The organism is Pseudogemmobacter faecipullorum, assembly GCF_020539525.1.
Classification (GTDB): domain Bacteria; phylum Pseudomonadota; class Alphaproteobacteria; order Rhodobacterales; family Rhodobacteraceae; genus Pseudogemmobacter; species Pseudogemmobacter faecipullorum.
Window position 1 is genome coordinate 1 of the sequence record NZ_JACDXX010000025.1, and the last position, 18,228, is coordinate 18,228.

The 18,228-nt window shown below is 64.1% G+C and carries 15 protein-coding genes; 7 read left to right on the forward strand and 8 right to left on the reverse strand.

Features of this window, described 5'->3' with window-relative positions:
• The 3 genes from H0485_RS18585 to H0485_RS18595 form a co-directional block, all read right to left on the reverse strand.
• On the reverse strand, positions 1-370 hold a 370-nt coding region (locus H0485_RS18585; RefSeq protein WP_290427263.1), incomplete at its 3' end, for an acetyl-coenzyme A synthetase N-terminal domain-containing protein.
• Positions 371-740: 370 nt separating this feature from the next.
• On the reverse strand, positions 741-3,032 hold the full coding sequence (locus H0485_RS18590; RefSeq protein ID WP_226937423.1) for a right-handed parallel beta-helix repeat-containing protein: 2,292 nt from the start codon (positions 3,030-3,032) through the stop codon (positions 741-743).
• Between the two features lie 160 nt (positions 3,033-3,192).
• Positions 3,193-4,785, reverse strand: coding sequence for a lysine--tRNA ligase (locus tag H0485_RS18595; protein ID WP_226937424.1), 1,593 nt, complete (start codon positions 4,783-4,785; stop codon positions 3,193-3,195).
• 290 nt (positions 4,786-5,075) lie between these two features.
• On the opposite strand from H0485_RS18595, the gene H0485_RS18600 reads away from it, so the two are divergent.
• Positions 5,076-5,501 (forward strand): tellurite resistance TerB family protein, encoded by a 426-nt coding sequence (locus tag H0485_RS18600; RefSeq protein ID WP_226937425.1) that lies wholly within the window; start codon positions 5,076-5,078, stop codon positions 5,499-5,501.
• A 195-nt stretch (positions 5,502-5,696) separates the two neighbouring features.
• Positions 5,697-7,109, forward strand: coding sequence for an MFS transporter (locus H0485_RS18605; protein ID WP_226937426.1), 1,413 nt, complete (start codon positions 5,697-5,699; stop codon positions 7,107-7,109).
• 98 nt (positions 7,110-7,207) lie between these two features.
• On the opposite strand, the gene ada is transcribed toward H0485_RS18605, so the two are convergent.
• Positions 7,208-8,263: a bifunctional DNA-binding transcriptional regulator/O6-methylguanine-DNA methyltransferase Ada gene (gene ada, locus H0485_RS18610; protein ID WP_226937427.1), complete on the reverse strand. Its 1,056-nt coding sequence runs from the start codon at positions 8,261-8,263 to the stop codon at positions 7,208-7,210.
• 270 nt (positions 8,264-8,533) lie between these two features.
• On the opposite strand from ada, the gene H0485_RS18615 reads away from it, so the two are divergent.
• The 3 genes from H0485_RS18615 (at position 8,534) to H0485_RS18625 (ending at position 11,126) form a co-directional block, all read left to right on the forward strand.
• A complete protein-coding gene (locus tag H0485_RS18615) occupies positions 8,534-8,929 on the forward strand; it encodes a VOC family protein (RefSeq protein WP_226937428.1) in 396 nt (131 codons plus the stop codon).
• An 85-nt stretch (positions 8,930-9,014) separates the two neighbouring features.
• On the forward strand, positions 9,015-9,539 hold the full coding sequence (locus H0485_RS18620) for a Twin-arginine translocation pathway signal (RefSeq protein WP_226937429.1): 525 nt from the start codon (positions 9,015-9,017) through the stop codon (positions 9,537-9,539).
• A 15-nt stretch (positions 9,540-9,554) separates the two neighbouring features.
• Entirely contained in the window at positions 9,555-11,126 is a 1,572-nt protein-coding gene (locus H0485_RS18625) for a GMC family oxidoreductase (RefSeq protein WP_226937430.1), read from the forward strand.
• Positions 11,127-11,189: 63 nt separating this feature from the next.
• Here the strand turns inward: H0485_RS18625 and H0485_RS18630 are convergent, their stop codons facing one another.
• Complete coding sequence (locus H0485_RS18630; RefSeq protein ID WP_226937431.1) at positions 11,190-11,495, reverse strand: ribbon-helix-helix domain-containing protein; 306 nt, start codon at positions 11,493-11,495, stop codon at positions 11,190-11,192.
• Positions 11,496-11,586: 91 nt separating this feature from the next.
• Positions 11,587-12,489 (reverse strand): LysR family transcriptional regulator, encoded by a 903-nt coding sequence (locus H0485_RS18635; protein ID WP_226937432.1) that lies wholly within the window; start codon positions 12,487-12,489, stop codon positions 11,587-11,589.
• Positions 12,490-12,586: 97 nt separating this feature from the next.
• On the opposite strand from H0485_RS18635, the gene tmpA reads away from it, so the two are divergent.
• Together tmpA and tmpB are read left to right on the forward strand one after the other, a co-directional pair.
• Positions 12,587-13,735, forward strand: coding sequence for a 2-trimethylaminoethylphosphonate dioxygenase (tmpA, locus tag H0485_RS18640; protein ID WP_226937433.1), 1,149 nt, complete (start codon positions 12,587-12,589; stop codon positions 13,733-13,735).
• Between the two features lie 11 nt (positions 13,736-13,746).
• Entirely contained in the window at positions 13,747-14,331 is a 585-nt protein-coding gene (gene tmpB, locus H0485_RS18645) for a (R)-1-hydroxy-2-trimethylaminoethylphosphonate oxygenase (RefSeq protein ID WP_226937450.1), read from the forward strand.
• A gap of 164 nt (positions 14,332-14,495) precedes the next feature.
• Here tmpB and H0485_RS18650 read toward each other — a convergent pair whose 3' ends face one another.
• Positions 14,496-16,022, reverse strand: coding sequence for a trimethylamine methyltransferase family protein (locus tag H0485_RS18650; protein WP_226937434.1), 1,527 nt, complete (start codon positions 16,020-16,022; stop codon positions 14,496-14,498).
• Positions 16,019-18,118 (reverse strand): oxidoreductase, encoded by a 2,100-nt coding sequence (locus tag H0485_RS18655; RefSeq protein ID WP_226937435.1) that lies wholly within the window; start codon positions 18,116-18,118, stop codon positions 16,019-16,021. The genes H0485_RS18650 and H0485_RS18655 overlap by 4 nt, the downstream gene beginning before the upstream one ends.
• Between the last annotated feature and the right edge of the window lie 110 nt (positions 18,119-18,228).

Consider the following 18,228-nt stretch of genomic DNA (forward strand, 5'->3'; position numbering starts at 1 on the left):
GCGACACCTGTTCGAGCAATTCGCGATAGCTGATATGTTTCGCCGGTTCCGCCGGATCATCCGGCTCCCAGATGATCGCGGTCTGCTCAGCGCGGTCGATCAGATGGCGGTCGATGCAATTGGCGGCAACGTTGAGAATGCCGTCCTCATACCAGCGGATCGAAACCGCGCCCGGCGCGAAAGAGGTGTTCTTCACCTTCGTATAGGGCCGGATCCAGTCGAGCCGCAGCCCTTCCTCGCCCCAGAAAGCCTCAGGCGCATCAACCGAATGCGCATAACGCGACGCATAGCCCGCCGCATCAAGATGCGACCCCGCCACAAATGCCGCCGATGGCGGGTAAAGGGTCTTCGTATCCGGCTGATCTTTCATCGCGTCCCCCCCAGGTCCGTAAAGGCCGCGCCTGCCCGACCAATCTGTCAGACAATGGGTGCAGCCTCGCGCTTTGGGGCAGTCTAACGCTTCGTCAATTTTTCAGTAAACCCCTTATTTAGTGTTGTTTTTCTGTAAATTTATTCACTTTAAAAATGTGAATTTTGTAAATAATTTCTGACAGACTCCGGTTTGCACCGCCTTTTCAAAGCCGTATAGCCGCGCCCGGAGCGCGAGCGTCAGAACGGCAAAGCGAGAGCGGAAAATCCGCCCTCGCACCCGCTGGCAAAAAGCGCCGGCAGCGCAGCGGGAAATCCGCCGCGCAATAAAATGATTCGCGAGGCGCAGAGCCCGACATCTGCGGCCCTGTTCAGACCGGCAGATCCATCCGCATCCGCACCACCGCCCGGCCTTTCACCGCCTCGCCCCAGCGCAGAGTGACCTGATTGCCCCCCGTCCCCTGACCCGGCCAGGCGCTCGGCGCGATATAGCGCGCGACATTGGCGGCATTGGTGAGCGCGGTCTCGCTCTGCACCGCCTCGACCATGCGGATCCGCCCGCCAAAGGGAATGAAACCCGCGCCATCCACCGTCCAGGTCTCGGCGGCGGTGTTCTGCACATGGCTGATCAGCAGCGGATTGCTGATCGACTGGCTGACCTGATTGAAGGTATTGCCCTGTATCCGCACATCCCGCGAGCGGGCAAAATCCAGCGTGGCCAGGCTGTTGTCCTGGCGCTCGACCCGCTCAATCGTGGCATTGAACACCCGGAAACTGTTGTTCTCCATGGCAAAGCCATTGAGAAAATGCCCCGGCCCATAGGGTTTGACCACCAGCCAGCGAAACGCCGGAGAGACATCCGAGGCAATGAAAATATTGCCGGTGATATTCAGCCCGCCGAAGGAAAACTCATTGTTAAACTCGGGCTGGGCATCATGCTCATTACCCCATTCGATAAAGCAGTTATCGACGTAATTGCCGGTGATCACCGTCGCCACATTGGTCTGGGTCAGAATGATCCCGGCAAGGCGCAGGCCGGCCGTCTCATCATCGCCCTGGAAGAAATGGTTCGACTGGATCATATGCGATGTGCCGTTCAGCACCGCAAAATGGCGGAAACGCACCACACGGTTGTTGCGGATCTTGGCGTCATTGGCATTGACGTTCAGCGCAATCGTGCGGCGGTTTTGCGACGGCGTCGACTGCTCATCCGAATGGAACTGACAGTGATCGACCATAATGCCCTGACAGCCGGTGCCGGCGCTGGAGATGGCGCGCTCGCGCGGGCGGTTGAACAGACAATCCTGAAAGCGGTTCACCGACCCGGTCGCGGGCAGCATCACGCCTGAGGCGATGCCCTCACAATTGAACTCGACATCCTTGATCTCGAAGCGCGAGAGCAAAGAGAAGGCACTGAAATCAAGCATATATTTAAAGCGACGGAAGCTGTAGCTGCGGGTGCCCGCCCCGCCATACAGCGGCTGAGACAGCTCAAGCCAGCCCGCGCCGACATTCTTTGAGCGCACATAGACCTCGCGCCCGACCCCTGCCCCCTCAACCAGCGCGCCGACCGGGATATTGGCGAGACTGGTCACGCCGGTCAGCCGGGTATGGCTGGTGGCGGGGTTATAGGTGCCGCTTGCGGTAAAGGCCTCGGTATTCCAGGCGGTCGAGGCGACAGCATTCAGCGCGCCATTGCGCAAGACCCGGCGGGTGGAGAAACTGCTCTGGCCAGAGAGCGCGGCAATATCGAGCGGCGCGTCCAGCTCGACCCGGCGGCCCGACATATCAAAGCTGACATGATCGCTGAAATAGAACAAAGCCTGCAGCGCGCGGCGAAAGCCCGGCGTATCCCCGCCAAAGGCCCGCGAATAGGTTTCGAGATCAAAATTGCGGGTCAGCACCAGGCGATTGGCGGCGGGCATCACAAGGGTGCCGACAAAGCGGATCGGTGCGGCGATGGTGAGATTGCCGTTCAGGGCAAAGCTGCCCGCAGGCACCAGAAGGCTGCGCCCCGCCGCCGCCGCATCGGCGCGCTGAAAGGCGGCGAGATCATTGCTAACCCCATCGCCCTTTGCCCCATGATCGCGCACATCGACCAGATCGAGCATATCGCGCAGCCAGTAGAGGGTGACATCCTCGACCCGGATATCCTCAATCCGGACCGTGCCGCCATTCGCTCCGGTCAGATCAAGGCCAATATGGGCAAAGACCGGCTCAGCCCCCCAGACCAGATCAACACCGCTGCGATTGCCCGCGGCGATGATCGCGCTCAGCGTCACCACCTGGCCATAGCTGGCCAGCGTCACCGCAGCCGCGGTCTGCGGCACCGCGCCGACATTGCTGCCCGAGGCATTCCCCGCCCAGGCCGCGATCCGGGCCGAGGGCAGATTGCCCGCCACCGCCTTCAGCCGCACCGAGACTTTCAGCATCATATCGGCGCGCAGGGGCGTCTGGGCAAAAGCGCGGATCCGCTGGGTGGAACTGGTCTTCTGCAGCTCAAGACAGCTGCCGAAATCCACATCCCCCGTCACCAGCCCGGCATTGGGCTGCCCGGCATAGCCCGGATCGCCGGGACGGCCATTCAGGCTCGACCAGTTCGCCAGCCCTGAGGCAAAGGGCAAGGGCATCAGCGCCAGCCCCTCTGTGATCGCTTTCGTCATTGCTGAACCTCCTGATCTGACCCGCGCAGCCGCAGATCGTCACTAAGGCAGGCGGAGTTAACGCCCTGCGCAGGGAGAGGGCGCTGCCAGGATGCCCCGCGCAACGAAAAAGGGGGGCCAAAGCCCCCCTTTCCGCTGATTTACAAACTGGTACCGGGGCTTAGCCCGCCAGCTCGCCCGCGAGGCCGCGCTCAATCAGCGCCACGGTTTCTTTCACACCGTAAAGCGCGGCGAAGCCACCAAAACGCGGGCCTTCAGAGGCCCCGAGGAAGACCTCATAGAGCGCCTTGAACCAGTCGCGCAGATTCTCGAACCCATGTTCTTTGCCGACCGCGAAGGTGATCGACTGCAGAGCCTCATCCTCGGCCTGGCCCTCTTCCGGGCCGGTGAAGGCGGCAAAGCGCGCCTTCAGATCTTCCATTGCCGCGCGCTCCTTAGCATCCGGCAGGCGGAAGCTCCGGGTCGGCGCGATTTTATCCTGGAAGTATTTCAGCGCAAAACCAGCCGCAGCGTCGAGATCGGGATTGGCCTCGGGCGAAGCCTCCGGCGCATAGCGTTTGATAAAGCCCCAGAGGCCTGCCGCATCCTTGGCCCCGGCAACCGAGGCCAGGTTCAGCAGCATGGCGAAAGGCACCACCATGGTCGATTTCGGCGGATTGCCGTTATGGATATGCCAGACCGGGTTATTGACCTGCTGTTCGATGGTCTGATCGGGATAGGCCTTCAGCTGCTGATGATATTCATCAACCGCCTTCGGGATCACATCCCACCACAGCCGCTTGGCGGTCTTGGGCTTCTGATACATGAAGTAAGACAGCGACTCGGCCGAGGCATAGCTCAGCCATTCGTCAATCGTCAGGCCATTGCCCTTGGATTTCGAGATTTTCTGGCCTTCGAAATCGAGGAACAGCTCATAGGTAAAGTGGTTCGGCGCGCGGCCGCCCAGCACTTTGCAGATGCCGTCATAGATCGGTGTATTGGTCGAATGGTCCTTACCATACATTTCGAAATCGACATCCAGCGCCGCCCAGCGGGCGCCGAAATCAGGCTTCCACTGCAGCTTAACCTTGCCGCCGGTGACCGGAAGGGTCCATTCCCTGCCGTCTTCATCATCGAAGGTGATGGTATAGGTCTCTTTGCAGACCTTTTTCATCGGCACGTAAAGCACGCGGCCGGTTTCGGGATGGATCGGCAGGAAGCAGGAATAGCTCTGCTGACGCTCTTCACGCAGGCTCGCCAGCATGATCTCCATGATCGCATCATAGCGCTCGACACAGAGCTTCAGCACCGCATCAAACTGGCCCGAGCCATAGAATTCGGTCGAGGAATAGAATTCATAGTCAAAACCGAAAGTATCGAGGAAGCGGCGCAGCATGGCGTTGTTATGATGGCCAAAGCTCTCAAACTCGCCAAAGGGATCCGGGACGCTGGTCAGCGGCTTCTGGATATTGGCCTTCAGCAGCTCCTGGTTCGGCACATTCTCGGGCACTTTGCGCATGCCGTCGAGATCATCCGAGAAGCAGATCAGCCGGGTCGGAATATCCGAGAGCGCCTCAAAAGCGCGGCGGATCATCGTGGTGCGGGCAACCTCACCAAAAGTGCCGATATGCGGCAGACCCGAGGGGCCATAGCCGGTCTCGAACAGGATATAGCCCTTTTCCGGCGCCTTCTTCTCATAACGTTTGAGCAGCGCGCGTGCCTCTTCGAAAGGCCATGCCTTCGATTTCATTGCCGCATCGCGAAGCGCAGACATGAGAATATCCTTTTCGGTGAGAAGACCGGCCCCGTGCCGGCAATTTCGTCCCGCCAGAGGCAGCGGGCAGAAGCCCGTCTAGTGTCGCAACGGGAGCGCGTCAATGCGGCCTCAGGCTTTCGCGGCAGATGAACCCGGCAATCCGCCGGTTTCGGGGCCAGGTCCCGCGCCTTCCGGCTGATCCGGCAGCCGCCCGCCCGGACCGGGCCGACGCTTGCTCTGTTCACCCACGGGCGCTAGCCTGCCGCGCTGAGCCGGCTTCGCCGAGCCAGGTGCCTATGGAGTGACGCATGACAGAAACGGCCCCCCCCTCTCTCTCGGCCCAGGATGCCTTGCTGGCAGTGATGATCGCCTCTTCGGCCTCGGATCAGGATATGCGGACCGCTGAACTGGTCGCAATCCAGAGCATGGTCAATCTGATGCCGGTCTTCGCGGGCTATGATCCCGACCGGATGCGCCGCGTCACCCAGGTGGTGTTTGATCTCTTTGAGGTTGAGGACGGGCTCGATGCCTTCTTTGGCCTGATCCGCGCCGCCCTGCCCGAGCGGCTGCGCGAAACCGCCTATGCGCTCGCCTGCGATGTGATCACCTCGGATGGCCGGCACAGCCAGGAGGAGCTGCGGATGCTTGAGGAAATGCGCGAAGAGCTGCAGATCGACCGGCTGCATGCCGCAGCAATCGAATGGAGCGCGCGCGTGCGCCATATGCGCCCCTGACCGGGCCAGCCTGAAACTGGCATTGGCCGGGCGCAGCCTGGCCGGCCAATGCCATAGCGGCCAGCAGCGCAGGTCGCCGCGCCCGCTTTACTCTGCCAGCCACCAGGCGTAAGCGGTCTGCCGGAACTTTCAGCAGCGAGTGAGCCGGTTCAGGCAGCCCCTCCGGGGCAGTCGCATCTGGCGCGGAGACGGCGCATGTCATCAGAAAATACCGGCTGGAGCGCCCTGCTTGCGGGGGGCAATGGCGCGCGATCGATCGCCCTGGCCGGCGGCGTCGCGCTGCATGCGGTGAATGTTTTCGTCGCCACCACCATCCTGCCCTCGGTGGTCAAAGAAATCGGCGGCATTGACTACTACGCCTGGAATACCACGGTCTTCGTCGTGGCCTCGATCATCGGCTCGGCGCTTGCCACCCGGGTGCTGAGTGCCAGTGGCCCGCGCCGCGCCTATGTGCTGGCGGCGCTGATCTTTGCCCTCGGCACCACCGCCTGCGCCCTTGCCCCCAGCATGCCTGCCTTGCTGGTCGCCCGCGCGGTTCAGGGCGCGGGCGGCGGGGTTTTGCTGGCGCTGACCTATGCGATGATCCGCATCGTCTATAGCCCCGGCCTCTGGCCCCGCGCCATGGCGCTGGTCTCGGGAATGTGGGGGGTGGCGACGCTGATCGGCCCGGCGCTTGGCGGGATTTTCGCAGAGCTGGATGCCTGGCGGGCCGCTTTCTGGTCGATGCTGCCGCTGACCGGGCTGTTTGCGCTGCTGGCCTGGCAGGCCCTGCCGCGTGATGGCGGGCCGCGCCGGACGCATGGGCCGCTGCCGCTCTTGCAGCTCGGGGTGATGACGGCCAGCGTGCTGGCGCTTTCCGTCGCCTCAACCCGGAGCAGCCCGGCCGAAGCGGCAGCCGGGGTCGCCCTCGCCTTTGCCCTGCTCGCGGCACTGATCCTGTGCGAGCGGAGCGGTCAGGTCAGGCTGTTCCCGCGCGGCAGCTTCACCCCCGGCTCGGCTCTGGCAGCCCTGTTTGGCACCATGTCTCTGCTCAGCATCGGCGTCACCTCGAACGAGGTGTTTATCCCGCTGTTCCTGCAGGTTCTGCACGATCAGAGCCCGCTCTCCGCCGGTTATATCGCCGCGCTGATGGCGGCAGGCTGGACCGTGGGGTCGATCTGCTCCTCAGGCGTGCGCAGAGCTTCGGTGCCGCGGGTGATCCTGCTTGGCCCGGTCCTCTCGGCCTGCGGCATGGTGATCCTCGCAGTGCTGATGCCCGCCCCCTCGCATGGGGCGCTGCTCCTGCTCGCGCCGATGACCCTTGGCCTCGCCCTCGTCGGCTTTGGCGTTGGCTTTGCCTGGCCGCATCTGCTGACCGCTGTGCTGCATGCCGCGCCCGAGGATGAGGCTGATCTCGCCTCGGCCTCGATCACCACGGTGCAGCTTTTCACCGCCGCGCTTGGCTCGGCGCTCGCCGGCATGGTGGTGAATTTCGCCGGGCTGACCAGCCCGGGCGGCGTCGCGGGCACTGCCTCTGCCGCCTTCTGGCTGTTCACCCTCTTCACCCTCGCCCCGCTGCTGGCCCTGCTGGCAATCTGGAAGGTGGCGCGCCGTATGCGCGCGACCTGAGCTTTGCCCAGGCTCTGGTCCGGCGTGAAGACCGGACCAGAGCTATACCGCGCCCGGTCAGGCCATGCCTGTCCCGCCGGAAACCTCACCGCGCCGCCTCAGCCCGCGCCGTCCTTTTCGCGGCGGAGCAGGTCGCGCTTGCGCTCTACCCCCCAGCGATAGCCCGAAAGCCCGCCGTCGCTGCGCAGGATGCGGTGGCAGGGCACGGCGATGGCCAGCTTATTCGCCGCGCAGGCCCCGGCCACCGCCCGGACCGCTTTCGGCAGGCCAACCGCTTCGGCAAGCCGGGCATAGCTCAGCGTCGCGCCCGGCGGGATCTGGCGCAAAGCCTGCCAGACCTGGCGCTGAAAGGCGGTGCCGCGCAGATCCAGCGCCAGATCCAGCCCCCCGCCCGGCGCCTCGACCAGGGCCGCGACCTGAGCGAGACGCGCGGCAAAGCCCGGATCATCGCCGATCAGCCGCGCCTTGGGGAACTGGCGCTGCAATTCCCCGAGCAGGGCTGCGGGATCATCGCCGAGCGAGATCGCGCAGATCCCGGTCGCGCTTTCCGCCGCCAGCAGAGCGCCGAGCCGGGTCTTTGCAATGGCAAAGCGGATCTCTTCGCCGGCCCCGCCGGATTTATGTGCGCTTGCTGTCATGCCCAGCACCTCCTCTGCCTCTGCGTAAAAGCGGCTGGCCGTCGCATAGCCCGCCGCATGGATTGCCCCGGTGACGCTACCCTGGGCCAGCCCGGCGCGCAGCCGTCTGGCCCGTGCCGCCTTTTCCCATTCCTTGGGCGTCAGCCCGGTCCGGGCGCGAAACAGCCGGTGCAGGTAAAACGGCGAAAGCCCGATCTCTGCCGCCAAATCTTTCAGCCGGACCGGCGCCTCTGCCGCCTCAATCCGGCGGCAGGCCGCGTCAATCAGCGCCGCATTGGCCTGTTCCAGCGCGACGCCGCGCGGATGGCAGCGCCGGCAGGGCCGGAAGCCTGCGGCCTCGGCCTGATCCGGCCCGGCATAAAAGCCGACATTCTCGCGCTTCGGCCGCCGTGACGGGCAGGAGGGGCGGCAATAAACCCCGGTCGATCGCACGGCGTAGACAAAATCCCCCCCGGCGCGGTTCAGCACCTGGCTCCAGCGCAGATCGCTTTCACTCGGGGTGTCAGAAATGGTCATGGGCGGATCCGGGGGCTGAGACGGGTGATACGGGCATCACCCTAGCGCGATCAGCGCCCGCCCTCACCCCGTTCCTTGCGCTCAAAGCCGGAAATCTCTGCCACCGCCTGGACTGTCTGGCCTGAACTTTCCGGCATCCGCCCGGAGCAGCGCTTGCATCCCCCGCCCCGGCTGCCCAGGAGACCGGCACCGGAATTCTGTCTCCGGTAACATGATACTACCCGGGCGGTAAAAAACTGCCGTCTTCTGACCCAAAGACCAGGAGCTGACATGGCTAAAATGATCCATTCGATGATCCGCGTGTTCGACGAGGCGCGCTCGCTTGCTTTCTATGAGACCGCTTTCGGACTGAAAACCGTGGAACGTCTCGATTTCCCGGGGTTCACGCTGATCTATCTGGCCAATGAGGAAAGCAGCTTCGAGCTGGAACTGACGGTCAATAAGGACCGCAGCGAGCCCTATAATATCGGCGATGGCTATGGCCATCTGGCGGTCTCGGTCAGCGATGTGACGGCCGAACATGCCCGGCTCGAAGCCGCGGGCCTTGCGCCGCGCAAACTGGTCGATTTCGCCCCGGCGGGTGAGGTGATCGCGCGCTTCTTCTTTATCGCCGATCCCGATGGCTATCAGATTGAGGTTCTGCAGCGCGCAGGCCGTTACCTTTAAAATAAAAAGACGACCGGCTGAGCCCTGTGCGGAAGAGGAGCCGCGCGGGGACAACTCCCAGCCATAACAGCAAGGAGGAGAGACCATGACAACCCCGTCCGCGCGGCAGGGGCTGACCCGTCGTCAGCTCATTTCCCGCAGTTTTGCCGCCAGCGCCGGCATGATCATCGGCGCCGGTTTTATCGCCGCCCCTGATGCTGCCTGGGCCTATGAAGCCAGCGCGATAAAGCCCGAGACCTTTGCCACGCTTGTGCAGATGGCGCGCGATATCTACCCCCATGACCGCATCTCCGACGAATATTACGTCATCGCCGTTAAAGGCTATGACACGGCCGAAGCGGCACCGGGGATCGAGGCGGGGATCGCCATGCTCAATGCAACGGCTGAGGCGGCAGGCTTTGGCGGTTACGCCGCCGCAGGCTGGGAGGCCGACCGGGTAAAAATCCTGCAGAGCCTAGAGAAAACTGCCTTCTTCCAGCAGATCCGCGGCGGGCTTGTCACCGGGCTTTATAACCAGAAAGCGGTCTGGCCGATCTTTGGCTATGAGGGCGAGTCCTTCAGCAAGGGCGGCTATATCAGCCGCGGCTTTGACGACATCAACTGGCTTTAAGGCGGAGGACGAGACATGGTTGCGAAATTCGATCTGAATGACGACTCGGTCGTCCTCATCATCGGCACCGGCTCGGGCGGAGGTGTGCTTGCCAATGAGCTGGCACAGAAAGGCGTGAAAGTCGTCGCGCTTGAGGCCGGCGGGCGCTATCTGCCCGAAGATTATATCAATGACGAATGGGACAGTTTCGGCCAGCTGGCCTGGACCGATGCCCGCACCACCTCGGGCGACTGGCGCGTGGCGACTGATTTCCCCGGCTTGCCGGCCTGGATTGTCAAAGCGGTGGGCGGCACATCGATTCACTGGGCCGGGGCCTCGCTGCGCTTTCAGGATCATGAATGGAAGCCGCGCAGCAATTATGGTCATGTCGATGGGGCAAATCTGCTCGACTGGCCGATCGATGGCGCGGAAATGGCGCCCTGGTATGAAAAGGCCGAAGCCAAGCTGGGCGTGACCCGCACCGGCGACCGCCCCGGCCTGCCCGGCAATAACAACTTCAAAGTGCTGGAAAAGGGCGCGAAAGCGCTTGGCTATAAAGAGGTCCATACCGGCCGCATGGCGATCAATTCGGTTGATTATGACGAGCGGAGCGCCTGCCAGCAGACCGGTTTCTGCTTCCAGGGCTGTAAATGGGGCGCAAAATGGTCTGCCGCCTATACCGATATTCCGCGCGGCGAGGCGACCGGCAATCTGGAAGTGCGCGATCACAGCCATGCCAAACGGATCGAACATGATGCCGAGGGCCGCGTCACCGGCGTGCTCTATGTCGATAAGGACGGCAAGGAGCATTTCCAGAAGGCCCGCGTGGTCTGCGTTGCGGGGAATTCGATTGAAAGCCCGCGCCTCCTGCTGAACTCGGCCTCAGAGAAATACCCCGATGGTCTGGCCAATTCCTCGGGCCAGGTCGGGCGCAACTATATGCGCCATGTCACCGGCTCGGTTTACGGCGTGTTTGAAAAGCCGGTGCGGATGTGGCGCGGCACCACCATGGCCGGGATTGTCCAGGACGAGGCCCGCCTCGACCCTTCGCGCGGCTTTGTCGGTGGCTATGAGCTCGAGACCCTGGGCCTTGGCATTCCCTTCATGGCGGCCTTCCTCGATCCGGGCGGCTGGGGGCGCAGCTTCACCTCGGCCATGGATGGCTATGAAAACATGGCCGGAATGTGGATCGTCGGCGAGGATATGCCCCAGGAGACCAATCGCGTCACCCTTTCATCGACGGTGAAAGACCAGTGGGGCATTCCGGCGGCGAATGTGCATTTCACCGATCACCCGAATGATATTGCGATGCGCAACCATGCCTATGCCCAGGGCGAGGCGATCTACCGCGCCGCCGGGGCGACCCGGACCCTGCCGACCCCGCCCTATCCTTCGACCCATAACCTCGGCACCAACCGCATGTCGGAAAATCCGCGTGACGGGGTGTGCAATAAACATGGCCAGACCCATGATATTGCCAATCTCTTCATCTCGGATGGCAGCCAGTTCACCTCTGGCGCGGCCGAAAACCCGACCCTGACCATCGTGGCGCTGGCCATCCGTCAGGCCGAGTTCATCGCCGGGGCGCTGGAGCAAAACAGCCTGTAAGCACCACGGGCGGGCGGGGCGCGACAGGCCTCGCCAGCCAGCCTCTCTGCCCTGCCGCGAGCCTCAGGCGATACGGCGCAGGGCCGCGCCCGGCGCCTGGGCCATGCCCAGCCTGGCCTCCATCCGGGCGAGGCAGCTGCAGCGCAAAAGCGAGGCGAAATTCAGCGGCTCGCCATAATATTCAAGCACTTCACGGTGCAAGGTTGAGAGGAACGACCCGGTGGATTCGCCCTGTTCGCGGGCAATCTCATCAAGGATATCCCAGAACACCGCCTCGAGCCGCACCGAGGTGCTCTGGCCGTTCAGCCGGATCCGCCGCGTCACCGGCTGATAGCGGCCCGGATCCTGCCTGGCAAAGATCTCACACATCTGACGCAGCCTCCCCTTCCGCGATAGGTCTGTGCCTCAGTCTGGCGCAGGATCGGGCACATGGGAAGGGGGCTGCGCACCGGGCCCCTGCTCAGAGCCGGGCCCCGATGCTTTCATCCCCGCCCCCCGCCCGCGCCGGGGCGAGCAGCAGATCGAGCAGCCGGGCCTTTTCGCGAAACGGCGCGGCGGTCTCAGGCCAGGTGATCCAGTAGCCCTCGCCGGTCCCGAGCGGCTGATCGGCCAGCAGGACCAGCCTGCCCTCTTCCAGCGCCGCGGCGGCAAGCGGCAGCGAGCCGAGCAGCACCCCGGCCCCGGCCAGTGCCGCCTGCAGGCTTTGCATAAAGGTGTCGAAACGCAGCCGCGGCAGCGGTGCCGCCCCGCCCCGGGCCGCGACCCATTCCTGCCAGCCCGGACGCGGGCCGGAAGTGGCAATCAGCGGCAGATCGCGCCAGGCCCTGCCCGGGGTCATCAGCTCCGGCGCCGCCATCGGCAAAAGCGCCTCGCGAAACACCGGCACCGCCGCCCGGCCTGGCCAGAGCCCCGCACCATAGCGCAGCTCAAAATCGGCATCGATCCGCGCCGCATCGCTGAGCTGGTGGATGGTCTCGCACTGGATCTGCAGCTGCGGCAGCGCCTGACTGATCCGCGCCAGACGCGGGATCAGCCAGAGCCCGGTCATCGAGGCAGGCGCGGCAATCACCACCTTGCGGCGCGGCGCGGCAAAGAGATCGGCGGTGCTGCGCCCGAGCTGGCGCAGAGCCAGCTGCACCGGCGGCAGCCAGGCCTCGCCCTGGGTCGAGAGCGAGACCCCCCTTGGATGACGGTTGAACAGCTGGGCCCCGATCCGCAACTCGAGCTTGCGGATGGTCTGGCTGACCGCCGCCTGGGTCAGCCCGAGCTCGCTGGCGGCGGCGCTGAAATTCAGATGCCGGGCCGCGGTCTCAAACACCCGGATCCAGTCGAGCGGGGGCAGATCGCGGCTGGCATCCGTCATTAGATTTTCTGGCCCTTAATGTAATATTATATTGTTTGAATTAATGTCGATATTGCGGCCTGCTGTCCAGAGCCATGATCCACAGCGGAGCCGCCAGATGACAGCCAGAGAGCAGGTCGAAATCCTTGATGGGGGCGCCGCGCTGGCGCTGACAGGGGCTGCGGGGCGGCTGCGCTTCCACGCGGTCTGGCTGCGCGACAATGCCTGGGATGCGGCGACGCGCGCGCCCGGCAATGGCCAGCGGCTGATCACTCTTGGCGAGATCCCCGCCGATTGCCGGATCACCCATGCCGCGCTGTCGGGCGGCGCGCTGATGCTGCAATTTGCCCATGAGACCGCGCCGATTGCCTATGATCTGGCCTGGCTGAACGAGAATGCCTATGACCGCCCGGCCGGGCACAGCCCCGGCTGGACCGCGCCCTGGATCGAGACCTGGGATGCCGGGCTGATGGCGGCGGTGCCCACCGGCGATTTCCGGGCGCTGCAAAGCGATCCGGCGGCTTTGCGGGCCTGGCTTTTCGCCATGCGCCGCTATGGCTTTGGCAAGATCACCCATGGCCCGGTCCGCGACGGCGCGCTCTTTGATGTGGCCGCCCTGTTCGGCTATGTGCGCGAGACCAATTACGGCCGCCATTTTGAGGTGCGCACCGAGGTCAACCCCACCAATCTCGCCTATACCGGGCTGGGGCTGCAGGCCCATACCGACAATCCCTATCGCGATCCGGTGCCGACGCTGCAGATCCTTTATTGCCTCGAAAGCTCGGCGGCGGGCGGCGAGAATATGGTGGTCGATGGTTTCCGCGCCGCCGAACGCCTGCGCGCCGAAAACCCGCGCGGCTTTGATCTGCTGGCCCGCTACTGCGCCCGGTTTGAATATGCCGGATCGGATGGGATCTGCCTGCGCTCGCGCCGGCCGATGATCGAGCTGGCGCCCGATGGCGAAATGATCGGGATCCGCTTTAACAACCGCTCGGCCGCAGCGATCACCGATGTGCCCTATGCGGATATGGCGGATTATTACGCCGCCTATCGCCGCCTCGGCGAACTGATCGATGATCCGGCGGGCGAGGTCTCGTTCCGCCTCGATCCGGGCGAAAGCTTTGTGGTTGATAACACCCGGGTGCTGCATGCCCGCAAGGCCTATTCCGGCACCGGCACGCGCTGGTTCCAGGGCTGCTATGCCGATAAGGACGGGCTGCTCTCGACCCTTGCCGCGATGGAACAGATGAAAGGCGCCGCAGAATGAGCAGCGAGACCATGACCCAGCCGATCGACGCCCTGAACCGCGACAGCATCGTGCCCTTCCTCGCCTCGATCTTTGAGCGGCGCGGCGATGAGGAATATCTGGGCGAGCCGGTGACCATGGCCGAACATATGCTGCAGGGCGCCGCCCTTGCCGAGGCGAAGGGCGAGAGCGAGATCATCATCGTCGCCGCCCTGCTGCATGACATCGGCCATTTCACCAGCGAATTCGGCACCTTCTCGATGGAGGATACCCATGACCGCCATCATGAGGAGGCAGGGGCAAAGGTGCTGGAGCGGTTCTTCCCGAAGCTGGTCGTCGATTGCGTGCGCGAACATGTGGCCGCAAAGCGCTATATCTGCGCCACCGATCCGGCCTATTTCAACGATCTCTCCGAGGCCTCGATCCATTCGCTGAAGCTGCAGGGCGGGCCGATGTCGGCCGCTGAGATCGCCGCTTTCGAGCAGAACCCGCATTTCGCCGATATCGTCAAAGTGCGCCGCTATGATGATCAGGGCAAGATTGCCGGAATGAAGACCCCCTCCTTCCCCTATTACGCGCCGATGGTGCAAAGGGTGGTCGACAGCTACCTGGCCTGAACCATCAGGCGGGTGCGCCGGTTCTTCGCCCCGCCCGCCTGATCACACCGCCCGGCTGCCCGGGCCGGCCCCGGTAAAAATCAGCCCGCCTCTGCCTGAGTGCAGAGGCGGGCTTTTTGCTGCGCTGCCGCCCTGGGCAGCCAGGCAAGGCGGCCCCCCGGGGCTCAGTTCATCGGAGCGCCGCCCTCGGCCTTGCGACGCCGGATGAAGGCCTCCAGCTCTTCGGCAATGCCCGGATCCAGGGCAGGCTGTTCATAATCGGCCAGCATCTGCTTCCAGATCTGCCCGGCACGCGCCCGGGCCTCGACCCCGCCACGTTCGAGCCATTGCGGATGATTGTCCCAGTTTGACAAAAGCGGCGCGTAAAAGGCGCGCTCATAGCGGGCCATTGTGTGATCGGTGCCAAAGAAATGCCCGCCTGGCCCCACTTCGGCCACCACATCCAGCGCCAGCGCGGCCTCGCTGACCTCAATCGGGGTGAGCCAGGCTTCCATCATCTGCAGCATTTCGGCATCGAGGATCAGCTTCTCAAAGCTTGCCGTCAGCCCGCCCTGCAGCCAGCCCGCCGCATGGTTGATCAGATGCGCCCCGCCGGTCACCGCACCCCAGAGCGCCATCTGCGACTCGTAGGCGGCCTGGGCATCAACCTCATTCGCGGCGCAGACATTCGAGGAGCGGAAGGGCACGCCGATCCGCCGCGCCAGCTGACCCGAGGCCTGGGCCGCCTTGGTATATTCCGGTGTGCCAAAGGCAGGCGCGCCCGAGCGCATATCGACATTAGAGGTAAAGCCGCCATAGAGCACCGGCACGCCGGGCCGCACGATCTGGGTCAGCACGATCCCGGCCATGGCCTCGGCATGCTGCTGCATCAGCGCGCCTGCGAGGGTGACAGGGCTCATCGCCCCGGCAAGGGTAAAGGGGGTGATCACATTCACCTGGCCATGCTCGGCCATGGCGATCAGCCCCTCGGCCATCGGAATATCAAGCTGCAGCGGCGAATTGGTGTTGATGATCCCCATCAGCGAGGGCGTGGCGGCCATTTCCTCAAGCTTCAGGCCCAGCGCCATGGCCTGGATCTCAATCCCATCCATGGTGCGCAGCCGCCCCAGCGTCTGGTTTTGCCAGCATTTATCAAGCAGCGTCACCTGGGCGTGGTAAATATCGAGATGGCGGGTTGCGGCGGGCAGGTCGAGCGGCTCGAACGGCCCGCCCCCCTCCTGATGCAGCACATTCAGGCTTTGTACGAGGCGCAGGAAGTCGCACATCTCGGCATAGCTGCCATCGCGCCGCCCGCGCTCATTATCCATCACATAGGCCGGACCTCCGACCGAGGCATAGATATGCGCGCCGCCGCCCAGCGTCAGGTTCCGGGCCGGATTGCGGGCGCGCAGGGTAAAGCGCGCCGGAACGGTAGCAAGGCGCGCCTCAACCAGCCCTTCGGGAAAGCGCACATCCTCGCCGCTGACCTCGCAGCCCGCCGCTTTATAGAGCGCCCGCGCACCGGATTCGAGAATGCGCATCCCGGTGACCGCCAGCAGGCGCAGAGCGGCGCGGTGAATCTGCTCGACCTGATCCGCGCTCAACACCTCCACCGGCGCATAGAGCCGCTCGACCTGACCAAAGGGGGGCTGGTTCAGCCCAGCCTGGGCGCGGCTGCCCCGGCGTCCGCGGCGGGGGGTCTCGGCACTCATTCGGCGGCCTCCGGCATCTGGAAATCACGCGGCGCAAAAGGCGCATCGCGGCGAATGATGATTTCATTGGCAGCAAGCCCCAGCTCGCGCCCGGTTTTATGGCCCTGATAGATCGCATGGACCAGCGCGCCTGGCGCATTGGCGTCACCGGTCAGATACAGGCTTTTCACCGCGCCTGCTTCGCCCGCCCGGGCCTGCAGCTCCTCATATAGCCCGCGCTCGCCCCGGCGCAGCCCGACGATCACCAGCGCCCGTGCCGCGAGGCTGGTCTCAGCCCCGGAATAGATCTGCGCCAGCCTCACGGCCTCGCCGTCAAAACCGCTCACCACCTCCAGCGTGCGGTAGGCAATGCCTTTGGCGGCGAAAGACTGATGCACCAGCGGCTGTTCATTGGTCATGATGCCCCAGCCCGCCGCTGCCCCGGCATTGGTGACATAGGTGACCGCGAGGCCCTGGCCGGCCAGGAGTTCGGCAATGGCCGAACCCATATAGTAATTGTCGTAATCAAACACGACGACCGGCCCCTCAATCTGCACCCCTGCCGCCAGATCCTCGGGCGTATAGACCCTTGGGGCAAGGATCTCGCCTGCGGGCAGCTCATTGGCGGCACAGGTCACCGGCTGCCAGCGCGCGCCGGTGGCGATCACCACATGATCGGCGCCGAACTCCAGCACATCCGCCGCGCTCAGCGGGCTTTCGGGATAGAGCGTGACATTTGTCATCTGCCGCAGCCGCCCCATCCGGTATTCGGTCACCCGGTTCCAGGCGCTGAGCCCCGGCAGGCTGGCCTCAAAGCGCAGCCGGCCCCCGAAGTCGCGCGCGCCATCGGCCAGCGCCACCTCAAAGCCGCGTTTCGCCAGGGTCAGCGCCGCCTCCATCCCCGAAGGGCCGCCGCCAACGACCAGAACCTGGCCCTCGCGGTCCTTGCGGATGATCTCGGGATGCCAGCCCCGCCGCCATTCCTCGCCCGCAGTCGGGTTCTGCGTACAGCGCACCCAGACCCCGTCATGCCAGGAAGAGATACACATATTGCAGCCGATACATTCGCGGATCTCCTCCTCACGCCCCTCGCTGATTTTATTGGGCAGGAAGGGATCGGCGATCGAGGGCCGCGCGCCGCCGATCAGATCGAGCACGCCCCGCCGCAGCATCGAGACCATGGTCTCGGGCGAGGTAAAGCGCCCCACCCCCACCACCGGCTTATCGGTCAGGCTTTTGACGAAACCGATCACCGGCTCATGGCTGCCCTCGGGTGAATAGCGCGAGACGGCGCAGTCAGTGACCGAGTAATCCATCTTCACGTCAAACAGATCGGGCGCGTCTTTCAGCAGGCTGATCACCTCATGCGCCTCGCTCTCGGCATGATCCGAAGGGCGGGCGCGCAATTCCTGCAGCGAAATGCGCAAAGCCACGGCCAGCCGCCCCCCGGTCGCCTCACGCACCGCATCAATCAGCGCCTCAGTCAGCCGCACCCGGTTGCGCAGGCTGCCGCCCCACTGATCCTGGCGCCGGTTATATTCCGGCATCAGGAACTGATAGGGCAGATAGCCCATGCCAGCATAGACATAGGCAATGTCAAAACCGGCCTGTTCGGCCCGCCTGGCCGCCTCGGCATGCCAGCGGATCAGATCTTTTATATCGGCCTCATCCATGGCCCGGGGCCGGGCCGAGGACATGAAGCCGACATGGCTGGCCATCCAGGGAATGCCCGAGGGCGACAGCGCGGTCATCCGGCTGGTGCGGTTCATCGCAATCGCCCCGCCATGCCACAGTTCAACCGCCGCCAGCGCGCCATGCGCATGTGCGGCTTCGGTCATCACCGCATGGGAGCGGATATCGGCCTGATCCCAGAGCGTGGCACAGGGGAAGGGACTGTCATCCGAGCTCGGATCGACCGAACAGGCCCCGGTCGCCACCACACCCCAGCCGCCTTCGGCCTTCATCGCACGAAACGCGGCGCGCACATGCGGCGCCGCATTGGTCATGCCGCTGGCATGGGGCACCTGAAAAAACCGGTTCTTTGCCAGTTTCGGGCCGATTTTCACCGGCTCAAACAGGATATCATAACGCGGATTGCGGGCAGAGGCCTGGGTCATGCGCTGATCCTTATTGAATGATCGTATAGTAGATATGGCCAAATCTTCCGGTCAAGAGAAATTCTGCGGCAATCGCCGCTCTGTGCCTGCTCCGATATAATTGACCTCTG

What these genes read in the sequence shown, in the direction of transcription:
- H0485_RS18590 (WP_226937423.1), bottom strand. Translation starts at nt 3,032, where the DNA reads ATGACGAAAGCGATCACAGAGGGGCTGGCGCTGATGCCCTTGCCCTTT.
- H0485_RS18595 (WP_226937424.1), bottom strand. Translation starts at nt 4,785, where the DNA reads ATGTCTGCGCTTCGCGATGCGGCAATGAAATCGAAGGCATGGCCTTTC.
- H0485_RS18600 (WP_226937425.1), top strand. Translation starts at nt 5,076, where the DNA reads ATGACAGAAACGGCCCCCCCCTCTCTCTCGGCCCAGGATGCCTTGCTG.
- H0485_RS18605 (WP_226937426.1), top strand. Translation starts at nt 5,697, where the DNA reads ATGTCATCAGAAAATACCGGCTGGAGCGCCCTGCTTGCGGGGGGCAAT.
- ada (WP_226937427.1), bottom strand. Translation starts at nt 8,263, where the DNA reads ATGACCATTTCTGACACCCCGAGTGAAAGCGATCTGCGCTGGAGCCAG.
- H0485_RS18615 (WP_226937428.1), top strand. Translation starts at nt 8,534, where the DNA reads ATGGCTAAAATGATCCATTCGATGATCCGCGTGTTCGACGAGGCGCGC.
- H0485_RS18620 (WP_226937429.1), top strand. Translation starts at nt 9,015, where the DNA reads ATGACAACCCCGTCCGCGCGGCAGGGGCTGACCCGTCGTCAGCTCATT.
- H0485_RS18625 (WP_226937430.1), top strand. Translation starts at nt 9,555, where the DNA reads ATGGTTGCGAAATTCGATCTGAATGACGACTCGGTCGTCCTCATCATC.
- H0485_RS18630 (WP_226937431.1), bottom strand. Translation starts at nt 11,495, where the DNA reads ATGTGTGAGATCTTTGCCAGGCAGGATCCGGGCCGCTATCAGCCGGTG.
- H0485_RS18635 (WP_226937432.1), bottom strand. Translation starts at nt 12,489, where the DNA reads ATGACGGATGCCAGCCGCGATCTGCCCCCGCTCGACTGGATCCGGGTG.
- tmpA (WP_226937433.1), top strand. Translation starts at nt 12,587, where the DNA reads ATGACAGCCAGAGAGCAGGTCGAAATCCTTGATGGGGGCGCCGCGCTG.
- tmpB (WP_226937450.1), top strand. Translation starts at nt 13,747, where the DNA reads ATGACCCAGCCGATCGACGCCCTGAACCGCGACAGCATCGTGCCCTTC.
- H0485_RS18650 (WP_226937434.1), bottom strand. Translation starts at nt 16,022, where the DNA reads ATGAGTGCCGAGACCCCCCGCCGCGGACGCCGGGGCAGCCGCGCCCAG.
- H0485_RS18655 (WP_226937435.1), bottom strand. Translation starts at nt 18,118, where the DNA reads ATGACCCAGGCCTCTGCCCGCAATCCGCGTTATGATATCCTGTTTGAG.